Below are 24,259 nucleotides of genomic sequence, written 5' to 3'. Positions count from 1 at the left end.
GGCGTATGAACGACCGGATGGTGTGGATCGACTGTGAGATGACCGGGCTGTCGCTGGCCCACGACGCGCTGATCGAGGTGGCCGCGCTCGTCACGGACTCCGAGCTGAATGTGCTCGGGGACGGGGTGGACGTGGTCATCCGGCCGCCCGACGAGGCGCTCGTGACCATGCCGGACATCGTGCGGGAGATGCACACCTCCTCCGGTCTGCTGGAGGAGCTGCCCGGCGGGATCACGCTCGAAGAGGCCGAGAAGATCGTGCTGGGGTACGTGCGCGAGCATGTCTCCGAACCGCGCAAGGCGCCGCTGTGCGGGAATTCGGTCTCCACCGACCGCGGCTTCCTCGCGCGCGACATGGGGACCCTGGAGCAGCACCTGCACTACCGGATCGTGGACGTCTCCTCGGTCAAGGAGCTGGCCCGCCGCTGGTACCCGCGCGCGTACTTCAACAGCCCGGAGAAGAACGGCAACCACCGGGCGCTGGCCGACATCCGCGAGTCCATCGCGGAGCTGCGCTACTACCGCGAGGCGGTCTTCGTCCCCCAGCCGGGGCCGGACACCGACACCGTGCGGGCCATCGCGGCCAAGCACGTACTCCCCGCCGAGTAGGCGTTCCGGTCGCCTGCCGGAAAAGGGGTGCGTGAGCACGGCCTCTTTGCCTGTACAATTTTCCACGTCGGCGTCCGAGGGCGCCGCACATGGTGGGTGTAGCTCAGTTGGTAGAGCACCTGGTTGTGGTCCAGGTGGCCGCGGGTTCAAGTCCCGTCACTCACCCCATGAAAGGCCCGGCCCGCTGATGCGGACCGGGCCTTTTCCGTGATTGCGGGCCCGGTCGTGGGGAACGCGGCGTTCGTCACCACGATCCCGCGCAGACGCGCAGACGCGCAGAAACGGACCCCATCATGAAGATCTTCGGCCGCGAACCGGCACTCTGGCTCGCCCTGGTCGCCGTAGCCGTCAAGCTGTCCACTGCCTTCGGCCTCGATCTGTCGGACGGCCAGCAGGCGTCGGTCAACGCGGGCGCCGCCGCTGTGGCCGGGGTGCTGGTGGCGGTGTCCACGCAGGACGGGATAAGCGCCGCCGTGCTCGGACTGCTCCAGGCGGGCATCGCCCTCGCGGTCGGCTTCGGCCTGCACTGGTCCCCGGACCAGCAGTCGACCGTCATGAGTTTCGCGGCCGCGCTCGCCGCGATGTGGACCCGTACGCAGGTGACCGCGCTGGTGCCGCCGGTCGTCCGGGCCGCCACCAGGTCCGCCGCCACCAAGCAGGCCACCAAGCAGGCCACCGCCAGGGGCTGACCCGCCAAAGGCGCGGGAAAAGGCCCGGCCCGCGCAGGTCACGCGGACCGGGCCCTTCCCGTGCAGGGCGAGCTAGGTGATGTGCGTCACTCGTTGAAGAGCAGCGCGTACGAGCCCATCGCCAGCGCGATGTCCGCCTGGGCCCAGAAGCGGTGGTAGGTGAAGGTCGGGGCGGCTCCTCCGCCGAGGTAGGTGGCGATCTTGGACCAGTTGGGGTCGTTCTTGTAGAAGGAACGCAGCTCAAGGAAGGTCGAGCTGGAGTTGATCTTGTCGCCGTTCGGCATGACGCCGGAGAAGGTGGACGGGACGTAGACCGGGTCGTTGAAGCGGGAGAAGTCCGTACGGGTCTCCGGCACCGCGATGCCCAGGGCGTCCTGGTTCTTGCTCCACATGCCGTCCAGCAGCGCCTTGGCCGTGGTCTTGGCGGCGGCGTTCCCGGACTTGGCGCCGTAGTACGCCAGGGTCTTGGCCAGGGCGGCGGCGACACCGAGGTCGTTGCCGTAGGCCGTGACCGTGACGTGCAGGTTGGCGTTGGCGCCCGGCGAGGCGGCGTTCCAGGTGTCGGGAGCGCCGGTCCAGGCCAGGTCGGACGGGATCTTGAAGGTGCCGTCGGGGTTGATGGTGGTCTGGGAGATCGCCCAGATCACCCACTTGTCGAGCACCGCCTTGGCCTTGGCGTCACCGGTCTGCTGGTAGTACTCGGCGACGCGCTCCATCGACCACGCCTGCATGCCGAACCACTGGTTCGACGGCGGGTCGTGGTAGACGGGCTCCCAGTCGTACGCCATCCCGTAGAAGGTCGGCGTGCCGGCCGGGGGCTGGGCGTAGGCGCCGTCCCAACTATTGGTGGCACCGCCCGCGATGCCGCCCTCCTTGGACTGGAGCCAGGTGTAGAACTCCAACTGCCGGGTGAGGCTGGTCGACCAGTCCTGCTTGCCGGTGGCCGACTTGGGGGCCATCGCCGGGTCGGTGGTCAACGCGTAGGCCGCCAGCGGGTTCTGGTAGCCGAAGTGCGAGGCGCCGTCACCGATCCGCCAGGACCAGCCGCCGCCCGTACCGCTGGAACCGCCCCAGGCGTAGTACCAGGACAGCAGGTAGTGCTCGCTGTCCTTGCCGGTGCCCGCCGGGCAGGACGGACTCGTGCAGTTGCCGATCTTCTTGAAGTACTTGTCGAAGAACGAGTACCGCAGGTAGTCGCCCATCTTTCCGGCCTTGGCGACGGTGGTCGACACGTCGGCGCCCTTGCCCTGCGCCTTGGCCCAGGTGTCCGCCCAGTAGGCGGCCTGGATCGCGCGCGCGTCGGCGTCGGGTGCGTCGGTGTACTTCCACTGCTTGGCGTACGACGAGTCGCCGGTGAACAGGTCCAGATAGCCGTTGGTGCCGCCGTACTTGAAGGCGTCGCAGGTCGGCTGCGGCACCGTCTCCCAGACCGACTCCTGCGAGCCGCGCTGGAAGGTGTTGATGTACGAGGGACCGGCCGCGGTCGGCCCCGCCTCGCAGCCGCCACCGGGCGTGTCACCGAAGCCGTAGGTGTTGTCCACGTCCTGGAGCCAGTGCATGCCGTAGATGTCGGACGTGCCGTACGCCGACTTCAGCTCGTTCGCGATCGGGTCCTGCCCGACCGAGATGCCGGTGTCGAGCTTGGACGGGTAGTCCGAGGGCAGCGGGTGCTCGGGCGCGTAGGTGGCGGGCTTGCTCGGGTCGTAGGAGCTGGTGCTGGGCTGGTCGGCACTGGTGGGGATCATGTACTTCTCCATCAGCGCCCAGGCCCCGTTGAACTTGCTCCAGTCCTGGGTGATCCGGCCGTACATCGCCTGGAGCCAGATCAGGTACGAGTACGCCTCCGACGTCGTCTCGTGCCCGTAGTCCGGCGCCTCCACGATCAGGGTCTCCACCGAGTGGTAGGGGATGCCCTGGGGGGAGAAGTAGCCGTTGGCCGGGTCGGTGATCTTGCCGTAGAGGTTCAGGAAGCGGGAGTCGTACGTGCCGCTGGTGCCCGTCACCTCCGTCACCGTGACGTCGGCCTTGGCGAAGCCGGTGGCCGTCGCGGAGAAGGTCGCCGCTCCGCTGCCGGTGGCCGCGGCGGCGACGGTGACCGTCTGCGCCGTGCTCCAGTTGGCGGGGGTGAAGGTCAGGCTGGCGCCGGACTTCACGGTCAGCGAGGTGTTCCCCGAGGTGCGCGCGACGGCGACCGTGACATTGGCCGACGGCGCGCCGGACAGCTTGACACCGAAGGTGCCGGTGCCGCCCTGCGTGACCGAGACCTGCGTGGGCGAGGCGACGATCGAGGGCCCGGCGGCCACGTGCACGCCCACCGGGGTCGATTCGCCGGACGCGCCCAGGCTGTCGTACGCCTTGGCGTAGACCGAGTAGTCACCGGCCGCGACCGCGGGCCAGGTGAAGGTGTAGGGCGAGGTGGTGTCGGTGCCCAGCAGCGTGGTGTCGCTCCAGAACTCCACCTTGCTGACGGTCGCCGAGTCCGCCGCGACCGCGGTGGCCGCCAGCGGGATGCTGGCGCCGGCGGTGTACGTGGCCCCGGCCGACGGGCTGGTGAGCACGGTGAGCGGTGGCTGGTGAGCGCCCCCGCATACGGTGCCGTTGACGGCGAAAGCGGTCGGCGCCGCGTTCGTACCGCTGTAGTTGAAGTTGGCGCTCGTGGTCACACCGGCGTTCGGCGCGATCGTCTTGTTCCAGTCGAGCGATTTGACGGTGACGTTCTTCCCGGTCTGCGACCAGGTGCCGTTCCAGCCGCTCTGGAGCGCCTGGTTGCCGGTGTAGGCGTACGTCAGTGTCCAGCCGTCGATCGCGGCCGTACCGCGGTTGGTGACGGTGGCGTTGGCGGTGAAGCCCGAACCCCAGTCGTTGGCCGAGTAGTCGACGCTGCACTGGAGTGTGTCCGCGTGCGCGACGGTTCCGCCGCCGGCCACGGTCAGGGCGAGCGGCAGGGACAGCGCGACGGCGAAAGCCGTCACCAGCCTGCGGATCCGCTTGCTGAACGGTCTTCCTCTGGGCATGCGAGAAGCCCTCCTCGCGGTTCTGTGGGGGGATGGAAATATCTGAACCAGTGGGAGCGCTCCCACAATCAAGGCGCTGTGAGCGGACTGTCAAGAGGTGAAGCAGAACGGCATGTTCATGCCGCTATCACCGGGGAGTCGCTACAGAAGTCGACACGGTCGTCACCGAACCCCTACCGCCCTCGCCGACTTGCCGCTATGGTCTGCGGCGGACCAGTGGGAGCGCGTCCACTTCTCGATCCCCCCACTTACGAGGAGTCGCACATGCGACGACCCACGCGCACCGCGGCGTTCGGGATCGCGGCCGTCACGACGGCCGCGACCGCCGCCGCGCTGCTACCCGCCGCGCTCGGCGCGACCGCGTCGGGTGCCGTCCCCGCCTGCTCGGTGGCCTACTCGGTGACCAGCCAGTGGGACGCCGGATTCCAGGGCGATGTGGTGATCACCAACAACGCCGCCGCCACGACCAGTTGGAATCTGAGCTTCGACTTCCCCGGCAGCCAGAAGGTCACCCAGGGCTGGAACGGCACCTGGACCCAGTCCGGCAAGACCGTCAGCGTCGCCTCGATGTCGTACAACGGGACGATCGCCACGGGCGGTTCGGTGAGCGCCGGATTCCTGGCCGACTGGTCGGGCTCCAACCCGGCGCCGACCGTCTTCAAGCTCAACGGGACCACATGCAATGTGAACGGCACGACGCCGCCCACGACACCGCCCACGACACCGCCGACCACTCCCCCCACCACGCCCCCGACGACACCTCCCACGACTCCGCCCGGTGGTGACACCGCGCCGCCCAAGCTGCACGTCTCCGGCAATCAGCTCGTCGACTCCACCGGAAAGAACGTCGTGCTGCACGGCGTCAACCGCTCCGGCACCGAGTTCATGTGCGCCCAGGGCTACGGCGTCTTCGACGGCCCGGTGGACGACGCGGCGATCGACGCGATCAAGAGCTGGCACGTCACGGCGGTCCGCGTCCCGCTCAACGAGGACTGCTGGCAGGGACTTTCGTACGTGCCCGCCGCGTACGGCGGCGCCAACTACATCTCGGCGATCACCGGCTGGGTCAACCGCCTGGTCGCGCACGGCATCACGCCGATCGTGGAGCTGCACTGGACCCACGGCACGTACACCGGCAACTCGGCGGGCTGCTCGGACGTCAACGCGACCTGCCAGAAGCCGATGCCGGACGCGCAGTACGCGATCCCGTTCTGGACCGGCGTGGCCAACGCGTTCAAGAACAACACCTCGGTGGTCTTCGACCTGTTCAACGAGCCCTACCCGGACCGCGCCACCTCCACCACCGAGCAGGCGTGGACCTGCTGGCGGGACGGCGGCACCTGCCCGGGGATCGGCTACCAGGTGGCCGGCATGCAGTCGATGATCAACGCGGTACGCGGCACCGGCGCGCAGAACGTGATCCTGGCGGGCGGTCTGGCGTACTCCAACGACCTGACCGGCTGGCTGGCGCACAAGCCCACGGACCCGACGGGCAATCTGGGCGCCTCGCTCCACGTCTACAACTTCAACACCTGCTCCTCGGCGGCCTGCTGGGACTCCCAGGTCGCGCCGGTCGCGGCGCAGGTCCCGCTGGTGGCCGGTGAGATCGGCGAGAACACCTGCTCGCACGGCTTCATCGACCAGTTCATGAGCTGGCTGGACGCGCACAAGCTGTCGTACCTGGGGTGGACCTGGAACACCTGGGACTGCTCCTCGGGACCGTCGCTGATCTCGGCGTACGACGGGACGCCGACGGCGTACGGGATCGGGCTGCGCGATCACCTGACGTCGCTGGGGTAACCCGGTGACGTGACGAGCCGGAGCGGTCCCGCGCATGGATGGCGTGCGCGGGGCCGCTCCTTCGCGCCGCGCGCGAGTGCGAGGCGTGAGCGGCGGTGGGGGGTGAGTTGCGGCGCGCGAGGCGTGAGCGGCGGCGCGCGAGGGGTGAGCTGCGGGTTCGGCGTCCGCTCGCGTTCGGTTCTCGACATCGGACAAGGGGCCAACTGACCATTATTGAACAACTCATTGACGCGGCTGTTCAGCGCTTGTAAACATCACCTCGCCGGGAGAGCGCTCTCATTGCACTCCGGCTCCCTCCGGCCTCCATCACGGACCCCCACCCGGTTGAGGAGAACACATGTCAGGCAGCACTACCCTGTCGGTGCGCCAACGGCCATGGCGCGGCGGGCGCCGGCCGGTTCTGATCTTCACCGTCCTCGCGGCACTGCTGGCGAGCCTGGCGCTCGTCTGGACCCAGTCCTCGGCCCGCGCGGCGGACACCCTGCTCTCCCAGGGCAAGCCGGCCACCGCGTCCTCGACGGAGAACGCGGGCACCCCCGCGTCGGCCGCCGTGGACGGGAACACCGGCACCCGCTGGTCGAGCGCCGCCGCCGATCCGCAGTGGCTCCAGGTCGACCTCGGCTCCTCGCAGACGATCACCTCCGTCGCCCTCAACTGGGAGGCGGCGTACGCGAAATCCTTCAAGATCCAGACGTCGGCCAACGGCACGACCTGGACCGACATCTACTCCACCACGACCGGAACGGGCGGCAATCAGACGCTGACCGTAAACGGTTCCGGGCGCTATGTCCGGATGTACGGCACGGTCCGCGCCACCCCGTACGGCTACTCCCTGTGGGAGTTCCAGGTGTACGGCAACGGCGGTACGACGCCGCCCGCCGCCTGCGGCACGGCCAACGCCGCGCTGAACCACCCGGCCACCGCGTCCTCCACCGAGAACGCGACCACCCCCGCCTCGGCGGCGGTCGACGGCAACACCGGCACCCGCTGGTCCAGCGCCTTCGGCGACCCGCAGTGGCTCCAGGTCGACCTCGGCTCCTCGCAGACGATCTGCAAGGTCGGCCTCAACTGGGAGGCCGCGTACGCCACCGGGTTCCAGATCCAGGTGTCCGACAGCGGTACCGGCGGCTGGACGACCATCTACTCCACCACCACCGGGACCGGCGGCGTCCAGGCGCTCAACGTCACTGGCACCGGCCGCTACCTGCGGGTCAACGGCACCGCCCGCGCCACCGCGTACGGCTACTCGCTGTGGGAGCTGACCGTCAACACCACCGGCGGCGGCACCACGACTCCCCCCACCACACCGCCCAGTGACAGCTTCTGGGGCACGACGGACGACATTCCGGCCGCGCACAATGTGATGGAACTGAAGATCCTCAACAGGACCAACGGCCAGTACCCGGACAGCCAGGTGTACTGGAGCTTCAACGGCACGGTCCACTCGATCGCCGAGCAGCCGTACTTCGACATGCCGGCGAACTCCTCGGGCCGGATGTACTTCTACCTCGGCTCGCCGAACAGCCAGTACTACGACTTCATCGAGTTCACCATCGGCGCCAACGTCTTCAACGGGAACACCACCCGGGTCGACGCCTGGGGCCTGCCGCTGGCCATCCGGCTGCACACGCACGACGGCCAGGACGTCCAGCTCGGTGACAGCCAGGATCTGTTCAACCAGAGCCGGGAGGCGACCTTCGCGCAGTTCCAGGCCGCCGTACCGCAGCAGTTCAAGGTGCTGGCCCAGACCCAGGCTCCGTACCGGATCATCGCGCCGGGCAGCGACCCGAGCTTCCGCGCGGGCGGCGCGAACGCCAACTACTTCACGGCGTACGCCAATTCGGTCGGTGTCAACGAGCCCACGTCCAACATCTTCGGCTGCGCGGGCTCGCTGGCGGGCAACCCCGGCATGTGCGCCGCGCTCAACCGGCACACCGCCAACCTCCCGTCCAGCCAGTGGGAGGACCCGACCAAGTTCTACACGGGCGGCGACCCGGCCAACTGGTACGCCAAGTTCTGGCACGACCACGCGATCAACCACCTCGCCTACGGGTTCCCGTACGACGACGTGGCCGGGCAGGCCGCGTACGCCTCGCTCCAGAACCCGCAGTGGATGGAGATCGCGGTGGGCTGGTAGCACCCGCTGCCGCTCCTTCCTTCCCGCTGTTCCTTTCTGCTCCCCCCACAAGCCGGGGGCGGGCGGCGGCCGTTCATGGCCGTCGGCCGCCCCCGGCGGCATGTGCGGGGGGCAAGATTTTGCGATCAGCGGATCTCGCCATGGCGGACGTTTTACCTCCGGATATCCCTGTACGAAACGGGTGTTACGCGTGAGGCGGTGTTGACATGTGCTCGACATCGTTTGATGGTGGGGAGCGGCCGGTGGTGAGAGCGCTCTCGTGCGGTTGGGCGCGCTCGGCTGCCGGGCGCTGTTCGAGTGTGTTGTCCCCCCACGATTTCTCGCTCGCGAGAAGGTGCAAAGGAGCGCGTCGATGCGACGTATGACTCGTACGGGCTGGTGTCTGTCCGCCGTAGTGGCTTTGGGAGTAGGGGCGTTGGGGCTGGCGCCGGTGACCTCGGCGTCGGCCTCGGAACCGGTGTCGCCAGGACTGGTGAGCGCCATGCAGCGGGACCTGGGGCTGACCCAGACGCAGGCGACCGCGCGGCTGAAGGCCGAGGCGACGGCGACCACGCTGGCGCCCACCGCCCGGCGCGCGGCCGGAAAGGCGTACGGCGGCGAGTGGTTCGACGCCGCCTCCGGCAAGCTGGTGGTGGGGGTGACCGACGCCGCGGCGACCAAGGCGGTACGGGCGACCGGCGCCTCCACGGTGCGGGTCGCGCACAGCGCCGCCGCGCTGGACTCGGCGAAGACCACGCTGGACTCGGCGGCGCGTACGACCGCCGGCGCGCCCGCGGCGGTGCACGGCTGGCGCGTGGACGTCAAGAGCAACCAGGTCGTCGCCGACGTACAGGCCGGGGCGGAGAGCCGCGCGGACGTCAAGGCGTTCCTCGCGCCCGCGCGCGCCGCCGGGCTGCTGACCGTCAAGGCCGACAACTCCCCCGCGCCGAGCACCTTCTCGGCCGGGACCGTCGGCGGTGACCCGTACTACATCAACGGCAACACCCGCTGCTCCATAGGCTTCTCGGTGGTCGGCGGCTTCGTCAGCGCCGGTCACTGCGGCACACCGGGCAGCTCCGTGGTCGGCTGGGACGGCTCGGCGATGGGCACCTTCGTCGGCTCGACCTTCCCCGGCAACGACTACTCCTACATCTCCATCGGCAACGGCTGGTACACCGTCCCGGTCGTCCTCGGCTGGGGCACCGTCAGCGACGTGCTGATCCGCGGCTCCAACGTCGCCCCGGTCGGCTCCTCCATCTGCCGCTCCGGCTCCACCACCCACTGGCACTGCGGCACCGTCCTGTCCCAGGGCGACACCGTCAACTACTCGCAGGGCGCGGTCTACAGCCTGACCGGCACCAACGTCTGCGCCGAACCGGGCGACTCCGGCGGCTCGTTCATCACCGGCGACCAGGCCCAGGGCGTCACATCCGGCGGCTACGGCGACTGCACCTCCGGCGGCCAGACCTGGTTCCAGCCGGTCAACCCGATCCTGAGCCGCTACGGGCTGACCCTGGTCACCGCCTGACCGGATACGGGACCTGTCGCGGTCCCGGTGACGCGTGACAGCTGCGGCTTGTGCGAAGTCGGCGGAGCCGGTCGCATGTCGTGTGTCCATGCCTCTAGGGGCATATGAGGCGCCGGATTCTTGAAGCCCAGCCCTTTCGGGGGCGGTGGAAAGAATCCGGCGCCTCGCGCGTCCTACTCCATGTCCGGCAACGCGGGGCGACCCGCAGATCGAATGGAGCGGAGGACATGGGACGAGGCTCGGGGGCCATGACGACGAGCGCCGTACCGCCGCCGAAACGGCTGTCGGAGGAGCTGGAAGGGCTCATCGAGGCAGAGCTGAAGGAGGTACATCCCCGCCTGCTCAGGGCGGTCAGGCGACTGACCCGGGACGCGGTCCTCGCCGAGGACATCACGCAGGAGGCGTGCATCGCCGTCATCCTGGAATACCGCAAGGGCACCGTCTTCGAGAAGCCGGTGATCGTCTTCGCGACGGTGGTCGCCCGCAACAGACTCACGTCGCACTACAACCGGTTCGGTACGCGCTACGAGGACCCGACCGGGGAACTCCCCGAAGGCGTCCCGTGGCCCGGCGTTCCCGGCCGCCCCGCCGCGGACCATCTCACGGCCTCCCTGGAGTTCATCGAACTCCTCGCCGCCGTACGAGCCGCGATCGGCCGTGAACGCCCATACACCATACGGGAATTGACCCACGTATGGGGCCTGAGCGGGGTCGAGATCGCCGCCCACCTGGGCGTCTCACCCGCGACCGTCAGCAAGGACCTGAAGAAGGCCACCCGGTTGGCCTCAGGCATCGGCCCGGAGGAGGAATGGCGCGCGGAATAGGTCTGCTTCTCGGGACCACGGATCACTTTCACCGTGGTCCCGAGTCGGGATCTAATCCCGACATGAAGAACAGGGGGAGACAGGGAGGATGCACGTGTCGAAACCGAATCGAGGGGATTCACCGCACGAAAGGATGCTGGCATACCTGAACGAGAGTGACCGCACGGTGAACGACCCGCCCGAGCCCGAGGGGTGCAAGGGCCTTGGGAGCACGACCGGTTGGCATGAGCTGTACGGGGGACTCATGGCGACCGCGGAAGCGGTCCGGATCGTGGCGCGGGCCACGGCGGACGCACCGACGACCGGGGAGGACGTCGTCGGCGCACCACGGGAACACCCGGGGGAACACCAGGGGGAACATCCGGGGGAATGGGTACCGGTCGGCGGCTCGCGGGGCCGCTGATCCGTATCCCGAAAGTGCCCGTTGTCCGACGCGAGGGTGTCGTCGGGCAGCGGGCACATCGGCGGGTGGCGGGGTTCCGGGCGCGGCTGCGGGGCGGTCAGTCGAGGCCCTTCCTGCCCGGGGTCCAGAACGGCTTGGTACGGATGGCGCGGCGCGGCCAGCCGCGGTCCTCCGTGAGGTGACGGCGGATCAGTTGAATGGTCCTCGCCTCACCCGCGAGGTAGGCGACGCCGGGTTCCGCGGGGAGGTCGAGCGCGCGGACGGCGTCCACGAGAGTGGTGGCGGAGGCTGCCGGACGGCCCTGACGGAAGGTCCAGCGCAGGTCCCAGTTCTTCTGGGGGCCGCCGTCGGAGTCCAGGTCGAGGCGTTCGTCGGGGGTGTCGACCTCCAGGCAGCCGAAGGCGCGGGCGGTGGCGGGCAGTGCCCGGAGCATGGGGCCGTACGCGACCTGGGCCGTCTCCTCCCCCGCGAAGAGGTGGTAGGCGCCCGGCGCGGTGACGAAGGAGCCCTCGGGTTTCATCAGCCGCAGCTCGTCACCGGGCCGGGCGGTACGCGCCCAGTCGGCGCCCGGCCCCTCGTCGTCGCCGTGCTGGTACACGATCAGTTCGAGGTTCTCGCCGTCGTAGTCCCAGACGGTGTACGTGCGCAGGGTGCCCACCAGCCAGTCGACGGCACCGGGCGCCGCGCCGACCTGGAGCCGTACGTGCTGGCCCGGCTGCCAGGTGAGACCCGCCAACTCGGCCCCGGTCAGGGTGATATGGCGCATCCTCGGCGCCAACTGGCGGACGGCGTTGACGCGGGCGGGCAGCAGCAGACGGTCCAACAGGCGGCGTTTCACGGTGGCGCTCCTCATGGCGGGTCAACGGGCCGTGCAGGCAGGGGGGTTCCACGCTAGGGCGGCTCGCCCGCGCATGGCGGCCAATGAATACCCCGAAACGGCCAGCCTTGCGGCAACCGTCCGCAGGCGGGGCGTGAGCCGGACCGGGGCGTGAACCCAACCGGTGGCGGGAACTCTTCAGCGAACTGACTGCGGAAACCGACGAGTCCGCGTTCCGTATCCTCGAAATCCCCGAACGGTTCTGCTGATTCGCGGCAGGATCCCCAGGCGTGATTGCGGAACAGGATCAGCACCATGAGCAGTCCGGAGCACGCGCCGATGAGGCCGGCAGGGCCCGCGTCACCCGCCGCGGTGACAGCGGTGATGTCACCGACGACGCGGTCGCCGGTCCTGAGCATCGACCGCGGCAAGGGCGTATCGCCCCTGTGGATGGCGTCGCACTCCCACCCCGAGCACATACTGCTGTGCTCCGCGACCGCGACCGCGACGTTTGCGGTCGGCACCCCGTCGCGCGACTGGCTGGTCCCGCCCGGCTACGGCCTGTGGGTCCCCGGCTGGACCGAGCACTCCGTCTCCGCGCTGCGCATGGGCGAGGGGTCCGTCATCGCCTTCGACCCCGAGCGCTGCCCGATCACCTGGGCCCGGCCCACCGGCGTCTCGATCGGGCCGCTGATGCGCGAACTCATCGCGCACCTGTGCCGGACGGAGGCGCAGGACCCCAGTCGCCCGCACGCCGAGGGCCTCACGTTCGACCTGCTCACCCCGCTGCCCGACCATGCCATCCACGTCTCGATGCCGACCGACCCCCGAGTACGCGTCATCGCGGAACGGCTCCTCGCGGACCCCGCCGACCCGCGCGAACTCAGCGCCTGGGCGGACCACGTACACGCCGGAGTCCGCACCCTCTCCCGGCTCTTCCTCAGCGAGACCGGACTCTCCTTCACGCGCTGGCGCACCCAGGTCCGCATCCGCGCCGCCATCCAACTCCTGTCCAACGGCACCCCGGTCGACGCCACCGCCCGCGCCGTCGGCTACCGCAAGACGAGCGCCTTCATCAACTCCTTCCGCCGCGCCACCGGCCAAACCCCGGGCACCTACCTCCGCCCCACGTCCCCCCGGGAGAGCAGCCCGGTCACGTAGTTGTCGTCCGAGGCGTTGAACGCCGAGATGAACGTGTCGATCGCGGACTGCGCGGCCTCTTCACGCATGTACCAGTAAGTACCAGTCCGCTCGCGGCGACGGTCGTCGTACGAAGCATGTTCCGGGCGCTGGGCCCCGTCTGGGGGCAGGGGGCTGTGGGGGCGCCACGTCTCGCGAGTGTCCGCGTGCGTGCGGCCGCACCTCGCTCGCCTCGCCGGACGGCCACACGTGGGACGTCACACCGGGGGCGGGGCGGATTTGGCGGCGAACAGGCATAACTTGGCATCGTAGCGGTAGCACGCCACCGGTTGACCCCGTGAGACTGGCTCTGTGCGGAGTGGTCCCGCGGCGCGCCGAGCGCCGGAGGGGGCCGCGTGTCACCCGGAGAAGGAGAAGCACATGGCGACGTTCGTCCTCGTACCCGGCGCGTGGAAGGGCTCCTGGTCGTTCGAGGCGGTGGTCCCGCTGCTGGAGCGCGCCGGGCACACCGTGCACGCCCTGACCCTGACCGGTCTGCGGCCGGGCGACGACAACGCGACGGTCGCGACCGCCGGTCTCGACACGCACGCCGACGACGTGCTGCGGTGCCTCGACCGGCACCGCATCACCGACGCGACGCTGGTCGGCCACAGCTACGCCGGGATGGTGGTCGCCGCCGCGGCCGACCGCGCGGAGGGCCGGATCTCCCGGCTGGTGCACCTCGACGCCTACGTACCGCGCGACGGTGACTCGTGCTGGTCGTCGACGAACGACCACTTCCGGGAGGTGTTCGCCGCCGGCGCCGCGGCCACCGGCTACTGCGTCCGGCCGCCGGACGGCGGCGACCCCCGGCGCCGCCCCCATCCCCTCGCCGCCTTCCTCCAGACGATCCGGCTCACCGGCGCGGTCGCCCGCGTCCCCCGCCGCGAGTTCGTCTACTGCTCGGGCTGGGAGAACCGGACACCCTTCGCCGCCCTCCGCGCCCGCCTCCAGGCCGACCCCAACTGGCAGGTCCACGACCTCCCGACCGGCCACGACGCCATGCACGAGGCCCCGGACGCCGTCGCCGCGATCCTCCTCGCCGAAGCCGACGCCGACGCCAATGCCCTCCCGGCCGCCTGAGCCCGGCGCATGTCGCATCTCGCCGCCGAGCTCACGGCGTTCATGGCGCGGTATGAGCAGGCCAACAACAGCCACGACATCGAACGGGTGGCGCCGTTGATCGTTCCGGACGCCGTCTACTGGTTCTCCGACGGTTCGTATCGGGGCCTGGAGGAGATCGCGGGGGCGGTCGAGCGGACCTTCGAGGCGATCCGCGACGAGGTGTACGAGATCAGGGATCTCGAATGGGTCGTGCGGGGCGCCGACCACGCCGTGTGCCGGTACCGCTTCGCCTGGACGGGGGTGGTGGACGGTCAGCCCCGGTCAGGGGAGGGACGGGGCACGAATGTGATCGTGAAGCGGGACGGAGTGTGGAAGATGCTGCACGAGCACCTGAGCACCTGAGCTCCTGACGCGCCGGTGGACCGGTGGGGCCGGACGGCCTTGGGGTGCGGGCCCGGCGTCGCCGCCCGGGGCGGAAACTCGGGTGCGGGGGCGGACGGGCGTGTCTAGGGTGCGGCTCGGACATCGAGGGATCGGAGAGGTACGGGGTATGAGCAGTCAACTGTTCGCGATCTGTTTCCACGCGACGCGGCCGACGGAGCTGGCGCGGTTCTGGTCCGGCGTCCTGGGCTGGGAGTTGGCCTCAGGGCCGCAGATCCTGCCCCCCACGGTCGACGGGGCGACCGGCGGGTTCCGTATTCGCTTCCTGCCGAGCCAGGAGCCCAAGACCCGGCAGAATCAGGCGCACTTCGACCTGACGAGTGCCTCCCCCGAGGACCAGCGGCAGACGGTGGCCAGGGCGCTGGAACTGGGCGGACAGCACATCGACATCGGCCAGCTCCCCGAAGAGGGGCACGTCGTGCTCGCCGATCCTGACGGCAACGAATTCTGTGTCATCGAGCCCGGCAACAATTTCCTCGCCGACACCGGTGTCGTCGGCGCCCTGGCCTGCGACGGCACCCGCGAGGTCGGCTGCTTCTGGAGCGAGGCCCTGCGGTGGCCCCTGGTCTGGGACCAGGACGAGGAGACCGCGATCCAGTCCCCCGAGGGCGGTACGAAGATCACCTGGGGCGGCCCGCCCGTCGCCCCCAAGACCGGAACCAACCGGCTCTTCTTCGAACTGGCCCTCCCCGCAGACGCCGACCGCTCCGCCGAGGTCGACCGCCTCCTCGCCCTGGGCGCCACGCGCGCCGCCGCCGGAGCGACCGACGGCGGAGAGACCGACGGCGGAGAGACCGACGGCGGAGGCCACGTCCTGCTCCTCGACCCCGACGGCAACGAATTCTCCGTCCGCAGGCCCGGATAGGCGTCCGGCCAGGCCCCCGCCCCGCTGCGGCTCGCTGCGGTCAGTCCGCCGTGACGCCCCAGTAGCCGATCGAGGCCGGCGTGCCGTCTGCGTCGTAGAGGACGGTGCAGTTGCCCGCCGCGCGGTCGGGGTAGAGGTCACCGCTGTCCGACAGCGCGGCGTTCCACTCGGCCTCGGTGGGACGGCCGCCGGGGCACCAGGCGCGGATCTCCGCGTCGGTCAAGGGGCGCATGAACGGCCCCTCTTCGCCGTTGTCGGATGCGACGACCTCTATCTGGTCGAGCACGGAGGCCGTACCGCCGGTCATGATGTACTCCTGCCAGTCCGGGTCCGCCCAGCGCTCGGCCATCGTCATGGTCCCGAACCCGTGGTCGTCCTCGGAGAGTTCGCGCTCCTGCTCGGCCCGGAACGCCGCCGCCAGATCCGGCTGATACGCCCCGGCCCGGCTCCAACCGTCGCCGCCCATCTGCGATCCCCACCCTCTTGTCCCGTCCTGCCCTGCTCTTTCGGCTTCAGCGTAAACGCGACCACTGACACCCGCCGGGCGGCGCGGAACCCCGCGGCCGGGGCGGAGGGGGGCATCGGCCGCGGGGCGCGGGGGTCAGATTCCGCAGGAGGAGGCGCTCCAGTAGCGGGAGCTCTGGTCGCCGAGGTGGGCGTGGGTGCTGTGGCCCGGGTAGCCGGGGCCGAGGATCTCGTTGAAGCCGTGGTAGCGGGCCTCCTGCACGATGCGGCAGAAGCTCGGCGAGCCGGTCAGGTCGACGGCGCGGCCGTACAGGTGGTTGCTGCTCGCCGCCCCGCCGACGGCGCTGTTGCAGGAGTAGGAGCGAAAGCCGCTGCTCGTGGTGAGCGGCTGGTCGCCCAGCGCGTGGCGCAGCGCCTCCAGCTTCCACATGAGCCGCAGGGCGTTGTCACGGGCGGTGGCCGCGCCGACAGCGCCGCCCGCCCAGGTGGTGTTGCAGCGGTTCAGCTCGCCGAAGGTGAAGTGGATCGGGGTGCAGTCGGCGTCCTGGAGCGCGCCGATCTTCGCGAAGGTCTGCGGCCCGGCGATGCCGTCCGCCGTGAGGCCGTACGCCTGCTGGAAACGCACGACGGCGGACCTGGTCGCCGGCCCGAACTGGCCGTCGGTCGCCAGCACCGCGCCGTAGCCGGGGTATCCGGCGATCCGGATCTGGAGCTGGCGGACGTCCTCACCGCTCGCGCCCTGGCTGAGGGTGCGGCCCCAGGAGTAGCAGCCGGCCGCATGGGCGCTGCCCGCGGTCACGGCGGTTCCGACAAGGATTGCTGACGCAAACATGACAATTGCGAGTAATGCGCGGACGTACCGTCTCAACATCACGCCTCCCATGGGGGGTTCACAGACTCACGAGACTGCCCGACCTTGTCTATGCGCGTCAACCACCCCTTGACCTGGCATATTCGCCTGGCGCACATCGCCCCCCGAACGACGGCGGGGCCGCGCGGACATGGTGTCCGGGCGGCCCCGCCGAGGCAGGCACACGCGAGGTGAGGGTCAGGACCCCTGGGTGAACGTGTAGTGCGGGGAGTCGTACTGCGGGCCGTTCTTCTCGTACGTGAACCAGTACGTGAGAACGCTGCCGGTGGACAGGCCGTTGACGGTCTGGGTCCAGGTGCCGGAGGAGTTGGTCATGCGGAAATTCTGCTGACCCGCGCCGTTGACGAGGTAATGGACGTCGACATAGGCGGCCGGGGTGGTCGGGGTGAAGGAGATGCGGGCCTGCGTGGAACTGGTGGAGGTGACACCGGCGGTGTAGTCGGGCGTGGTGGTGCTGCCGCCCGTGCTGCCCGCGCTCGTACCGGAACTTGTGCCGGTGCTCGTACCGGAGCTTGTGCCAGAACTCGTGCCCGTGCTCGTACCGGAACTCGTACCCGTGCTCGTACCGGACGACGTGCCGCCGTTGGTCGTGCCGCCGACCGTGCCGCTGCTGCCGCCGGTCGTCTGGTACACGGCGAACCAGTCGACGCTCATGCCCGCGCCGGAGCTGATGTCGGCGGACGGGGAGGTGCAGCCGCAGACCTTGTTGGGGTAGGAGCCGCCGATGGCCACGTCGAAGATGGCGAAGAAGCCGTGGTCGACGGCGGCCTGCCAGGTGGCGACGGAGACCTGGTTCTCGTTGACGGTGAAGGTCAGATTGCCGTCGAGGTAGAAGCGGAGCTGCTCGGCGGAGGTGTTGGTGCGGTCGATCACGGCCGAGTACTTGTGGAAGCCGGTCTGGCAACCGGCGCACGGCTGGAGGTCGCTGGTGATGCCGTCGGGGTCGTGGCACTCGCCCGCCCACTGCCCGCAGTGGAAGGTGGTGGAGTGCTTGCTGAGGGCGTTGACGTCCTCCATGATGTCGATCTCGCCGATGCTGGGCCAGTTGGTGGCGCTGACCGGGCGGGCGGCGGCGCCCATCGCCCAGAAGGCGGGCCAGTAGCCGAGCCCGCTCTGGGGGTTGGGCTGCTGGATCGAGGCGCTGATTTCGAGCTGGCCGCCCGCGGGGGCCGCGAAGTCGGTGCGCTGGGTCTCGACGCGGCCCGAAGTCCAGTGCCCCGAGGCGTCCTTGACCGGCTTGATGACCATGTGGCCGGAGCCGTCCTGGTAGACGTTCTGCGTCGAGTCGGTGGAGGTCTCGATCTCGCCGGTGCCCCAGTTGCCCGCGCCGCCGGGGTAGCTCGTGCCGATGTCGTAGAGCCAGTTGGCCCGGTTGAGGCCGGTGCCCGCCGCCCCGTTGAAGTCGTCGCTGAACACGGTCGTCCAGCCCGCCGCGGGTCCGGGGACGGCTGCCGACGCCGAACCGCCGGACAGCACAAGGCCGGTGAGGCCGGTCACGAGGAGGAGAAGGGTGCTGAGCACGGCCAGCGGGCCCTTGCCCAGGTAGCGCCGCGCACGCCGATGGCCGAGGGGAGGCGGAGGAGGAGATGTCGTCACGGGAGGTGCTGCCTTTCGCTGGTGGGGGACAGCGGGGAGACGTTGGATGTGGGCATGACACTCACATCATCCTGAGAGCGCTCTCAGGACAGGGTGCGAGTGGAGTGTCGGCCGGAAAGGCCAAGCCGTCAAGGCATCGCGCACGATCCGGCACACGCGACGGCCCCCGCCGGGGAAGAGCGGGGGCCGTCGCGCGTGCCGGAGCTGTCGGGGGCTGCCGGGGGGTCGCCCGGAGCTGTCGGGGGCTGTCGGGTCCGACTACCCCTGCGAGGGCACCGGTTCGCGGTCGAGGTCCGGGCCGGAGGCCGGCTCGCCCTCGCTGAGCCCGAACCGGTCGTGGAACCTGCGCAGGAAGCCCGGCGCGTACCAGGCCGATCCGCCGAGCAGCCGCATCGCGGCGGGGACGAGGACACCGCGGATGGCGACGGCGTCGATGAGGATGGCCAGTCCGCTGCCGAGGCCGAACATCTGCATGAAGCTGAGCTTGGCCGTACCGAAGGCGAAGAAGCTCACGGCCAGCAGACAGGCCGCCGCGGTGACGATGCGCCCGGTGTGCCCGAGGCCGTTGACGACGGCCGACTCGGTGTCCTCGCCCTGGTCGTGGAGTTCCTTGATCCGGCTGGTGACGAAGACCTCGTAGTCCATGGAGAGCCCGAAGACGATGCAGAACATCAGCACGGTCATCGACATCTCCATCGGCTGCGCGGTGAAGCCGAGCAGGGAGGAGAGATGGCCGTCCTGGAAGATCCACGTCATGACGCCGAGGGTCGCCACCAGGGTGATCGCGTTGAGCAGCAGGGCGCGCAGCGGCTGCACGACGCTGCCGGTGAACAGGAAGAGCAGGATGAAGGTGGTGAGGACGACCAGGCCGATGGCGAGCGGGAGTTGGCCGCCGATGGAGTGCCTGGTGTCGACCAGTTCGGCGTCGGTCCCGCCCACCAGCGGGTGCGTTCCGGCGGGCGGCGCGAGGTCCCGTACCGCGCCGACCAGGTCCTGGGCCGCGTCCGACCTCGGCGTCAGGGAGCTGGTCACGCTGATCCGCTGCCCGTCGGGGCGGCCGAGGTTGGCGCTGCCGGGCCCGGCGGCGGAAGCCTGCCCGTCTGCGTAGGTCCCGGTGCTGGTCTCGACCCGTACCACGCCCTTGAGCTGCGACAGCCGCTGTGCGTACGACCCCAGGGGGCCCTTGTCCACGGCCTGGCCGAAGACGATCTGGAGGGCGGAGTCGTCGCTGCCGCTGAAGTCGCTCCTGAGCGTCGCGGAGACCTGGCGGCTCTCGGCGTCCTTGGGCAGCACGCGCTCGTCCGGGGTGCCGAAGACGATGCCCAGCAGCGGGCTCGCCACCGCCAGCAGGACCACGAGCACGGGCAGCGCGGTGAACGCGGGCCGCCGCATCGAGGTACGCGCCAGCCGCGCCCACACGGAGACGCGGGCGGCGGAGTCGGCGGAGTCCGTGGAGCTCGCGGAACCCGTAACGCCCGCGGAATCCGTAACGCCTGGGGAACCCGTAACGCCTGGGGAATCCGCGGCGTTCGCCGCGCTCGCGGGCTTCATCCAGGGCAGCCGCCCGCTGTTGACCCGGTGTCCCAGGACGACGAGCAGCGGCGGCATGACGAACAGCGCGCTGACGGCCGCGATGGCGACCACCCCGACGCCCGCGAAGCCGAACGAGCGCAGGAAATACTGCGGGAAGACCAGGAGCGCGGCGAGCGCGGCGGCCACGGTCGCCGCGGAGAACGCGACGGTGCGGCCCGCGGTGTGGACGGTCCGGCGGACGGCGTCGTCCACACTCGCGCCCGTCGCGAGCTGCTCCCTGAACCGGCTGATCATCAACAGGCCGTAGTCGATGCCCAGTCCGAGGCCGAGGGCCGTGGTGAGGTTGGTCGCCGTGTTCGAGACGCTGGTGACGTCCGCGAGCAGGGACAGCTCGGCGAACGAGCCGAGGATGGCGATGATCGCGATGGCCAGCGGCAGCAGGGCGGCCACCGCGCTGCCGAAGACGAACAGCAGCAGTACGAGGGTCAGCGGGATCGCGATCAGCTCGGCCAGTTCGAGGTCCTTGACGACCTGCGTCGACATGTCGTTGCCGACCGCGGCCACACCGCCGGCCCGGACCGTGAGCGCGTCCTTGTACGTACCGCCGAAGTGGTCGAGAAGCTTCTCGGCGTTCTTCTGCTGCTGCGTCGGGTCGCCCTTGACGTGGGCGAGCACCATGGCCTCGCGGCCGTCCTTGGAACGCAGTTCGGGGCTTGGCGTGTCCCAGTACGAGACGACGTTCGCCAGCGTCGTGTCGCTCTTCAGCTCGGCGACCAGGGCCCGCCCGTTCCGCTCGGCCGCCGGGGCGTCGATACGGCCGTCGGCGATACGGCCGTCCGCCGTGCGGACGAGCAGCACCAGATTCGTCTCGCCGCCGAATCTCTTGTCGATGAGGTCGCGTGCCCGGGTGGACTGGGAAGCTGGATCGTCGAAGCCGCCGCCCAATAGCTTGGTGAATGCGCCAGCACCCACGGCACCCATGACGGCCGTCGCCACGATGGCGACGATGAGTACCAGCCGGGACCGGCGGATCGCCAGTTCGGCTATGCGTTCGAACACGCGAGATCTCCTCTGCGGACTTGCGGACGTGCGGACTTGCGGACGTGAGTGCCGGACGTACGGACGTGCGTCCTGGACGTGCGTACCGACGGAGTCGTGGGCGTACGGGGCCCGCGGACTCGCGCCGTGCGGCGGATGCGACGGGAGTGACGTCGCCGCGACGAACGTAGACAGCACACAACGTTCTTTGGCAGTGCGAGATTTACCTGACAGTGTTCAAAATCCGGATACACGCCAAGGAAGCCGTCGTAGGGTGGGCGCATGCCCGCCGAGGAACACCCGCCAGCGCCACCGGACGTGTCCGCGCCGCCGACGCCGCTGACACCGCCGCCCCCGCCCTCTCTGCGTGAACGGCGCCGCGCGGCGGCGACGCAGGAGATCCTGGACGCCGCCGAACGCCTGATCGCGGAGAACGGCCCCGAGGGCCTGTCGATGCGCGCGACAGCCCGCGGCCTGGGCATGACCGTCCAGGCGCTCTACCACTACTTCCCGAGCCGGGACGCCCTCGTCACGGTGCTCGTCACCAAGGCGTACGACGACCTGACCGCCGCCGTACGTGCCGCACTCGACCGAGCGGCGGCGGACTGGCCGGACCTGCCGCGCCTGGTGGTCGCGGCCGAGGGTTACCGCCACTGGGCCATCGCCCACCCCGAGCGGTACCAGCTCCTCTACGGGACACCGCTGCGGGGGTACGCGGCCCCGCACGACGGCATCACCACCCAGGCCAACCGCCGGATGAGCGCGCTCTTCCAGCGCGAACTGTTCGACGGCTTCAGCACGGCGCAGCTCGCTGCGGCCGACATTCCCGCGCTCTCGCCCCAGCTCCTGGCGCACTTCGACCGGCTGCCGGCGGAGGGCCCGGGAGAGCTGCCCGCGGCGGCGGCCGCTCTCCTCATGGAGGCGTGGGGCCGCCTGCACGGGCAGGTGGTCCTGGAGGTCTTCGGGCACACCTCGTTCATCGGCGAGCACCAGGCCGAGATCTTCCGCATGGCGATGCGGAATCTGGTCGCGGACGTCCGCCGCCGTATCCCGGCGGACGTGCCGGTGCCGCAGGTGTAGGCGGGCCCGGAGCGAGTGGGCTCGACCCGCGCACGGGCCCGAAGCGCGCGGGCCCGAGGCACGCGCGCGCCCGACACGGATCAGGCGGCGGTCTCGGCCCCCAGGATCGCGGCGAGCTGGCGCGGCTCGGAGAACATCGGCCAGTGCCCGGTGTTCATCTCCACCAGCCGCCACTGCTCGCCGTCCAGGAGCGCGGCCACGTCGCTGTTCGGCTCCGGGCCGTCCAGGAGGCACTTGATGTACGTCGTCGGGAGGTCGGCGAGCGGGCGGGACAGCGCGGCGGGCTCGGTGAGCGAGGGAGCGGGATGCGGGGTCGCGCCCGCGACGAGCCGGGCGATCTGCTCGTCGGTCAGGCCCTGGCCCTCGAACTCCTCGGCGGCGGGCGGCGGCCAGAAGCCGTCCCCCTCGGCCAGGATCGCCTCGAATCTGGCCTGCCCCTCCCACCAGCCGGACGCGAACGACCCTCCCTCGACCGGCACTTCGGAGTCGACCAGGACCATACGGGCCAGCCGGTCGCCGATCCGCCCGGCGGCCTGGCCGACCGGAATCCCCGAGTAGCTGTGTCCGACCAGGACCACGTCCCGCAAATCGAGCCGTTCCACCTCGGCCACGATGTCCTCGACATGCGTCCGCTGCCCGGCGTCCGGCGCGACGCCCCGCTTCTCGGCGAGCCCCGACAGCGTCAGGGGATGGACGCCGTGCCCGGCCGCCCGCAGCGCGGGCACCACCTCGTCCCACGCCCACGCGCCGAGCCACGCCCCCGAAACCAGTACAAATTCAGCCATGACGGCAACGTATCCGAGGGGTACGACAATCCCGCCGAGGCCCGCACGCGGCAGCGCGGCACCCGGGCGGCACCCGGACAGCACCCGGACGGCACCCAGGCCAATCCGTACGCCGTACCGCGCCGAATACAGGGTGAGAGCCCCGACCGGCACAGCCCCGGCACGACTCCGGCACGACCCCGGAACAGCACAGCGGAGCCGCCGCCCGACCGGCAGGCACCGCGGAAAGCGAGCGCGTCCATGCCCTCCGTGACACCCACCGCGGCCGACCGGCTGCGCCCCCATCTGGACCAGGCGCTCGGCGGGGAACTGCCGCTGCGGGTGCGGCTGTGGGACGGGAGCGAACTGGGCTCGGGCGACGGCCCCCTGGTGGTCGTACGGCGGCGGCGGGCGCTGCGGCGGCTGGTCTGGCAGCCGGGCGAGCTGGGCCTGGCGGAGGCGTACATCGCGGGGGACATCGACGTCGAGGGGGACGTCGGACAGGCACTGCGTACGGTGTGGGCGGCCGTACGGCAGCAGAAGCTGCGCCCGGCGCGGCTGTCGGCGGCCGACCGGGTACGCGCGATGGCCGCGGCGGTACGGGTCGGCGCGATCGGGCCGCGCCCCGCGCCGCCGGGGGCACCGTCCCGGCTGAGCGGGCGGCTGCACAGCAAGGACCGCGACCGTGCGGCGATCCACCACCACTACGACCTGTCGAACGACTTCTACAAGCTGCTGCTCGACGAGACGATGGCGTACTCCTCCGGCTACTGGACCAGCGACGCCCCCGACTACACCTCCGCCGACGCGCAGCGCGACAAACTCGACATGATCTGCACGCAAGTGGGTCTCACTCCGCAGGCGCGGCTGCTCGACATCGGCTGCGGCTGGGGCTCGTTGACCCTGCACGCCGCCGAGCGGTACGGCGCGCGCGTCACCGCCGTCACCCTCGCGGCCGAGCAAGCGGCGTACGTGCGGCAGGAGGTCAAGTCGCGCGGGCTCAGCGACCTGGTGGACGTGCAGCGCCGCGACTACCGCGACATCGACAGCGGCGGCTACGACGCCGTGGCCACCATCGAGATGGGCGAGCACGTCGGCGACGCCGAGTACCCGGCCTTCGCCGCGGCCCTGCACGACCGGGTCAAGCCAGGCGGGCACGTGATGGTGCAGCAGATGGCGCGCGGCCGCAACGCCCCCGGCGGCGGTGCCTTCATCGAGACCTACATCGTCTCCGACATGCACATGCGCCCGCTCGGCGAGACGGTCGGCCTGCTCGAACAGGCCGGGCTCGAAGTGCGGTCGGTCACCGCGATGCGCGAGCACTACGTCCGCACCATCGACGCCTGGCACCGCACGCTGGAGGACCGCTGGGCCGACTTCGTCGCGCTCGCGGGCGAGGAGACGGCCCGCGTCTGGCGGCTCTACATGGTCGGCAGTTCCCTGTCCTTCGCGGAGAACCGCATGGGCGTCGACCAGATCCTCTCCCGCCGTCCAGCGTCCCCGGACGCGGCGGACGACGGCGCCTGAGGGTCGGACCGTGGGGCGCCGCCCGTCCGGACGGGT

Annotated in this window: 19 protein-coding genes, 1 tRNA gene and 1 pseudogene; 13 read left to right on the top strand and 8 right to left on the bottom strand. The window is 70.4% G+C overall.

Features of this window, described 5'->3' with window-relative positions:
* Positions 1–5 precede the first annotated feature (5 nt).
* The 3 genes from orn to BGM09_RS05630 all read left to right on the top strand — a co-directional run bounded on the left by orn (position 6) and on the right by BGM09_RS05630 (position 1,297).
* Positions 6–608, top strand: coding sequence for an oligoribonuclease (gene orn, locus BGM09_RS05640; protein ID WP_188280291.1), 603 nt, complete (start codon positions 6–8; stop codon positions 606–608).
* 92 nt (positions 609–700) lie between these two features.
* A tRNA-His gene (locus tag BGM09_RS05635) sits at positions 701–776 on the top strand.
* A 125-nt stretch (positions 777–901) separates the two neighbouring features.
* Positions 902–1,297: a hypothetical protein gene (locus tag BGM09_RS05630; RefSeq protein WP_188280290.1), complete on the top strand. Its 396-nt coding sequence runs from the start codon at positions 902–904 to the stop codon at positions 1,295–1,297.
* A gap of 86 nt (positions 1,298–1,383) precedes the next feature.
* Here BGM09_RS05630 and BGM09_RS05625 read toward each other — a convergent pair whose 3' ends face one another.
* Positions 1,384–4,311 (bottom strand): glycoside hydrolase family 48 protein, encoded by a 2,928-nt coding sequence (locus tag BGM09_RS05625; RefSeq protein ID WP_188280289.1) that lies wholly within the window; start codon positions 4,309–4,311, stop codon positions 1,384–1,386.
* Between the two features lie 264 nt (positions 4,312–4,575).
* Between BGM09_RS05625 and BGM09_RS05620 the strand changes: the two genes are divergently transcribed.
* The 4 genes from BGM09_RS05620 to BGM09_RS05605 all read left to right on the top strand — a co-directional run bounded on the left by BGM09_RS05620 (position 4,576) and on the right by BGM09_RS05605 (position 10,579).
* Positions 4,576–6,111 (top strand): cellulose binding domain-containing protein, encoded by a 1,536-nt coding sequence (locus BGM09_RS05620; RefSeq protein ID WP_188280288.1) that lies wholly within the window; start codon positions 4,576–4,578, stop codon positions 6,109–6,111.
* 337 nt (positions 6,112–6,448) lie between these two features.
* Complete coding sequence (locus BGM09_RS38770) at positions 6,449–8,248, top strand: discoidin domain-containing protein (RefSeq protein WP_188280287.1); 1,800 nt, start codon at positions 6,449–6,451, stop codon at positions 8,246–8,248.
* A 352-nt stretch (positions 8,249–8,600) separates the two neighbouring features.
* Positions 8,601–9,755 carry a S1 family peptidase gene (locus BGM09_RS05610; protein WP_188280286.1) on the top strand — a complete coding sequence of 385 codons (1,155 nt, stop codon included), beginning with the start codon at positions 8,601–8,603 and terminating at the stop codon, positions 9,753–9,755.
* 227 nt (positions 9,756–9,982) lie between these two features.
* On the top strand, positions 9,983–10,579 hold the full coding sequence (locus BGM09_RS05605; RefSeq protein ID WP_223186360.1) for a sigma-70 family RNA polymerase sigma factor: 597 nt from the start codon (positions 9,983–9,985) through the stop codon (positions 10,577–10,579).
* 500 nt (positions 10,580–11,079) lie between these two features.
* Here the strand turns inward: BGM09_RS05605 and BGM09_RS05600 are convergent, their stop codons facing one another.
* Positions 11,080–11,820, bottom strand: coding sequence for a siderophore-interacting protein (locus tag BGM09_RS05600; RefSeq protein ID WP_317452547.1), 741 nt, complete (start codon positions 11,818–11,820; stop codon positions 11,080–11,082).
* 294 nt (positions 11,821–12,114) lie between these two features.
* Here BGM09_RS05600 and BGM09_RS05595 point away from each other — a divergent pair, with 294 nt between their 5' ends.
* Positions 12,115–12,960, top strand: coding sequence for a helix-turn-helix transcriptional regulator (locus BGM09_RS05595; protein WP_223186359.1), 846 nt, complete (start codon positions 12,115–12,117; stop codon positions 12,958–12,960).
* Here BGM09_RS05595 and BGM09_RS05590 read toward each other — a convergent pair.
* Positions 12,936–13,028: pseudogene (locus tag BGM09_RS05590) on the bottom strand (nuclear transport factor 2 family protein); the annotation flags it as partial. The gene BGM09_RS05595 and the pseudogene BGM09_RS05590 sit on opposite strands and share 25 nt — an antisense overlap.
* A gap of 331 nt (positions 13,029–13,359) precedes the next feature.
* On the opposite strand from BGM09_RS05590, the gene BGM09_RS05585 reads away from it, so the two are divergent.
* The 3 genes from BGM09_RS05585 to BGM09_RS05575 all read left to right on the top strand — a co-directional run bounded on the left by BGM09_RS05585 (position 13,360) and on the right by BGM09_RS05575 (position 15,349).
* Positions 13,360–14,061, top strand: a complete 702-nt coding sequence (locus BGM09_RS05585; RefSeq protein ID WP_188280284.1) for an alpha/beta fold hydrolase — start codon at positions 13,360–13,362, stop codon at positions 14,059–14,061.
* A gap of 9 nt (positions 14,062–14,070) precedes the next feature.
* Positions 14,071–14,445 (top strand): YybH family protein, encoded by a 375-nt coding sequence (locus BGM09_RS05580; RefSeq protein WP_188280283.1) that lies wholly within the window; start codon positions 14,071–14,073, stop codon positions 14,443–14,445.
* Positions 14,446–14,593: 148 nt separating this feature from the next.
* Positions 14,594–15,349, top strand: a complete 756-nt coding sequence (locus BGM09_RS05575; protein WP_188280282.1) for a VOC family protein — start codon at positions 14,594–14,596, stop codon at positions 15,347–15,349.
* Between the two features lie 40 nt (positions 15,350–15,389).
* Here BGM09_RS05575 and BGM09_RS05570 read toward each other — a convergent pair whose 3' ends face one another.
* The 4 genes from BGM09_RS05570 to BGM09_RS05555 form a co-directional block, all read right to left on the bottom strand.
* The gene (locus BGM09_RS05570; protein WP_188280281.1) at positions 15,390–15,815 is read right to left on the bottom strand and encodes a hypothetical protein; all 426 of its coding nucleotides are present in this window, start codon (positions 15,813–15,815) and stop codon (positions 15,390–15,392) included.
* 135 nt (positions 15,816–15,950) lie between these two features.
* Complete coding sequence (locus BGM09_RS05565; RefSeq protein WP_188280280.1) at positions 15,951–16,685, bottom strand: D-Ala-D-Ala carboxypeptidase family metallohydrolase; 735 nt, start codon at positions 16,683–16,685, stop codon at positions 15,951–15,953.
* Between the two features lie 177 nt (positions 16,686–16,862).
* Positions 16,863–18,281 (bottom strand): glycoside hydrolase family 16 protein, encoded by a 1,419-nt coding sequence (locus tag BGM09_RS05560; RefSeq protein ID WP_317452546.1) that lies wholly within the window; start codon positions 18,279–18,281, stop codon positions 16,863–16,865.
* 258 nt (positions 18,282–18,539) lie between these two features.
* Positions 18,540–20,873: an MMPL family transporter gene (locus BGM09_RS05555; RefSeq protein ID WP_188280279.1), complete on the bottom strand. Its 2,334-nt coding sequence runs from the start codon at positions 20,871–20,873 to the stop codon at positions 18,540–18,542.
* Between the two features lie 261 nt (positions 20,874–21,134).
* Here BGM09_RS05555 and BGM09_RS05550 point away from each other — a divergent pair, with 261 nt between their 5' ends.
* Positions 21,135–21,932 (top strand): TetR/AcrR family transcriptional regulator, encoded by a 798-nt coding sequence (locus BGM09_RS05550; RefSeq protein ID WP_188280278.1) that lies wholly within the window; start codon positions 21,135–21,137, stop codon positions 21,930–21,932.
* 80 nt (positions 21,933–22,012) lie between these two features.
* Here BGM09_RS05550 and BGM09_RS05545 read toward each other — a convergent pair whose 3' ends face one another.
* On the bottom strand, positions 22,013–22,717 hold the full coding sequence (locus tag BGM09_RS05545; RefSeq protein ID WP_188280277.1) for an alpha/beta fold hydrolase: 705 nt from the start codon (positions 22,715–22,717) through the stop codon (positions 22,013–22,015).
* 240 nt (positions 22,718–22,957) lie between these two features.
* On the opposite strand from BGM09_RS05545, the gene BGM09_RS05540 reads away from it, so the two are divergent.
* Positions 22,958–24,223: an SAM-dependent methyltransferase gene (locus tag BGM09_RS05540; RefSeq protein WP_188280276.1), complete on the top strand. Its 1,266-nt coding sequence runs from the start codon at positions 22,958–22,960 to the stop codon at positions 24,221–24,223.
* Positions 24,224–24,259 lie beyond the last annotated feature (36 nt).

Origin of the sequence: Streptomyces sp. CBMA29, from assembly GCF_014596445.1 — a bacterium.
Classification (GTDB): Bacteria; Actinomycetota; Actinomycetes; order Streptomycetales; family Streptomycetaceae; genus Actinacidiphila.
This window is presented reverse-complemented; position numbering and strand designations above follow the sequence as displayed.

Excerpts from the sequence above, each read along its gene's own strand:
- orn (WP_188280291.1), top strand. The coding sequence starts at position 6 with ATGAACGACCGGATGGTGTGGATCGACTGTGAGATGACCGGGCTGTCG.
- BGM09_RS05630 (WP_188280290.1), top strand. The coding sequence starts at position 902 with ATGAAGATCTTCGGCCGCGAACCGGCACTCTGGCTCGCCCTGGTCGCC.
- BGM09_RS05625 (WP_188280289.1), bottom strand. The coding sequence starts at position 4,311 with ATGCCCAGAGGAAGACCGTTCAGCAAGCGGATCCGCAGGCTGGTGACG.
- BGM09_RS05620 (WP_188280288.1), top strand. The coding sequence starts at position 4,576 with ATGCGACGACCCACGCGCACCGCGGCGTTCGGGATCGCGGCCGTCACG.
- BGM09_RS38770 (WP_188280287.1), top strand. The coding sequence starts at position 6,449 with ATGTCAGGCAGCACTACCCTGTCGGTGCGCCAACGGCCATGGCGCGGC.
- BGM09_RS05610 (WP_188280286.1), top strand. The coding sequence starts at position 8,601 with ATGCGACGTATGACTCGTACGGGCTGGTGTCTGTCCGCCGTAGTGGCT.
- BGM09_RS05605 (WP_223186360.1), top strand. The coding sequence starts at position 9,983 with ATGGGACGAGGCTCGGGGGCCATGACGACGAGCGCCGTACCGCCGCCG.
- BGM09_RS05595 (WP_223186359.1), top strand. The coding sequence starts at position 12,115 with ATGAGCAGTCCGGAGCACGCGCCGATGAGGCCGGCAGGGCCCGCGTCA.
- BGM09_RS05585 (WP_188280284.1), top strand. The coding sequence starts at position 13,360 with ATGGCGACGTTCGTCCTCGTACCCGGCGCGTGGAAGGGCTCCTGGTCG.
- BGM09_RS05580 (WP_188280283.1), top strand. The coding sequence starts at position 14,071 with ATGTCGCATCTCGCCGCCGAGCTCACGGCGTTCATGGCGCGGTATGAG.
- BGM09_RS05575 (WP_188280282.1), top strand. The coding sequence starts at position 14,594 with ATGAGCAGTCAACTGTTCGCGATCTGTTTCCACGCGACGCGGCCGACG.
- BGM09_RS05570 (WP_188280281.1), bottom strand. The coding sequence starts at position 15,815 with ATGGGCGGCGACGGTTGGAGCCGGGCCGGGGCGTATCAGCCGGATCTG.
- BGM09_RS05565 (WP_188280280.1), bottom strand. The coding sequence starts at position 16,685 with ATGTTGAGACGGTACGTCCGCGCATTACTCGCAATTGTCATGTTTGCG.
- BGM09_RS05550 (WP_188280278.1), top strand. The coding sequence starts at position 21,135 with ATGCCCGCCGAGGAACACCCGCCAGCGCCACCGGACGTGTCCGCGCCG.
- BGM09_RS05545 (WP_188280277.1), bottom strand. The coding sequence starts at position 22,717 with ATGGCTGAATTTGTACTGGTTTCGGGGGCGTGGCTCGGCGCGTGGGCG.
- BGM09_RS05540 (WP_188280276.1), top strand. The coding sequence starts at position 22,958 with ATGCCCTCCGTGACACCCACCGCGGCCGACCGGCTGCGCCCCCATCTG.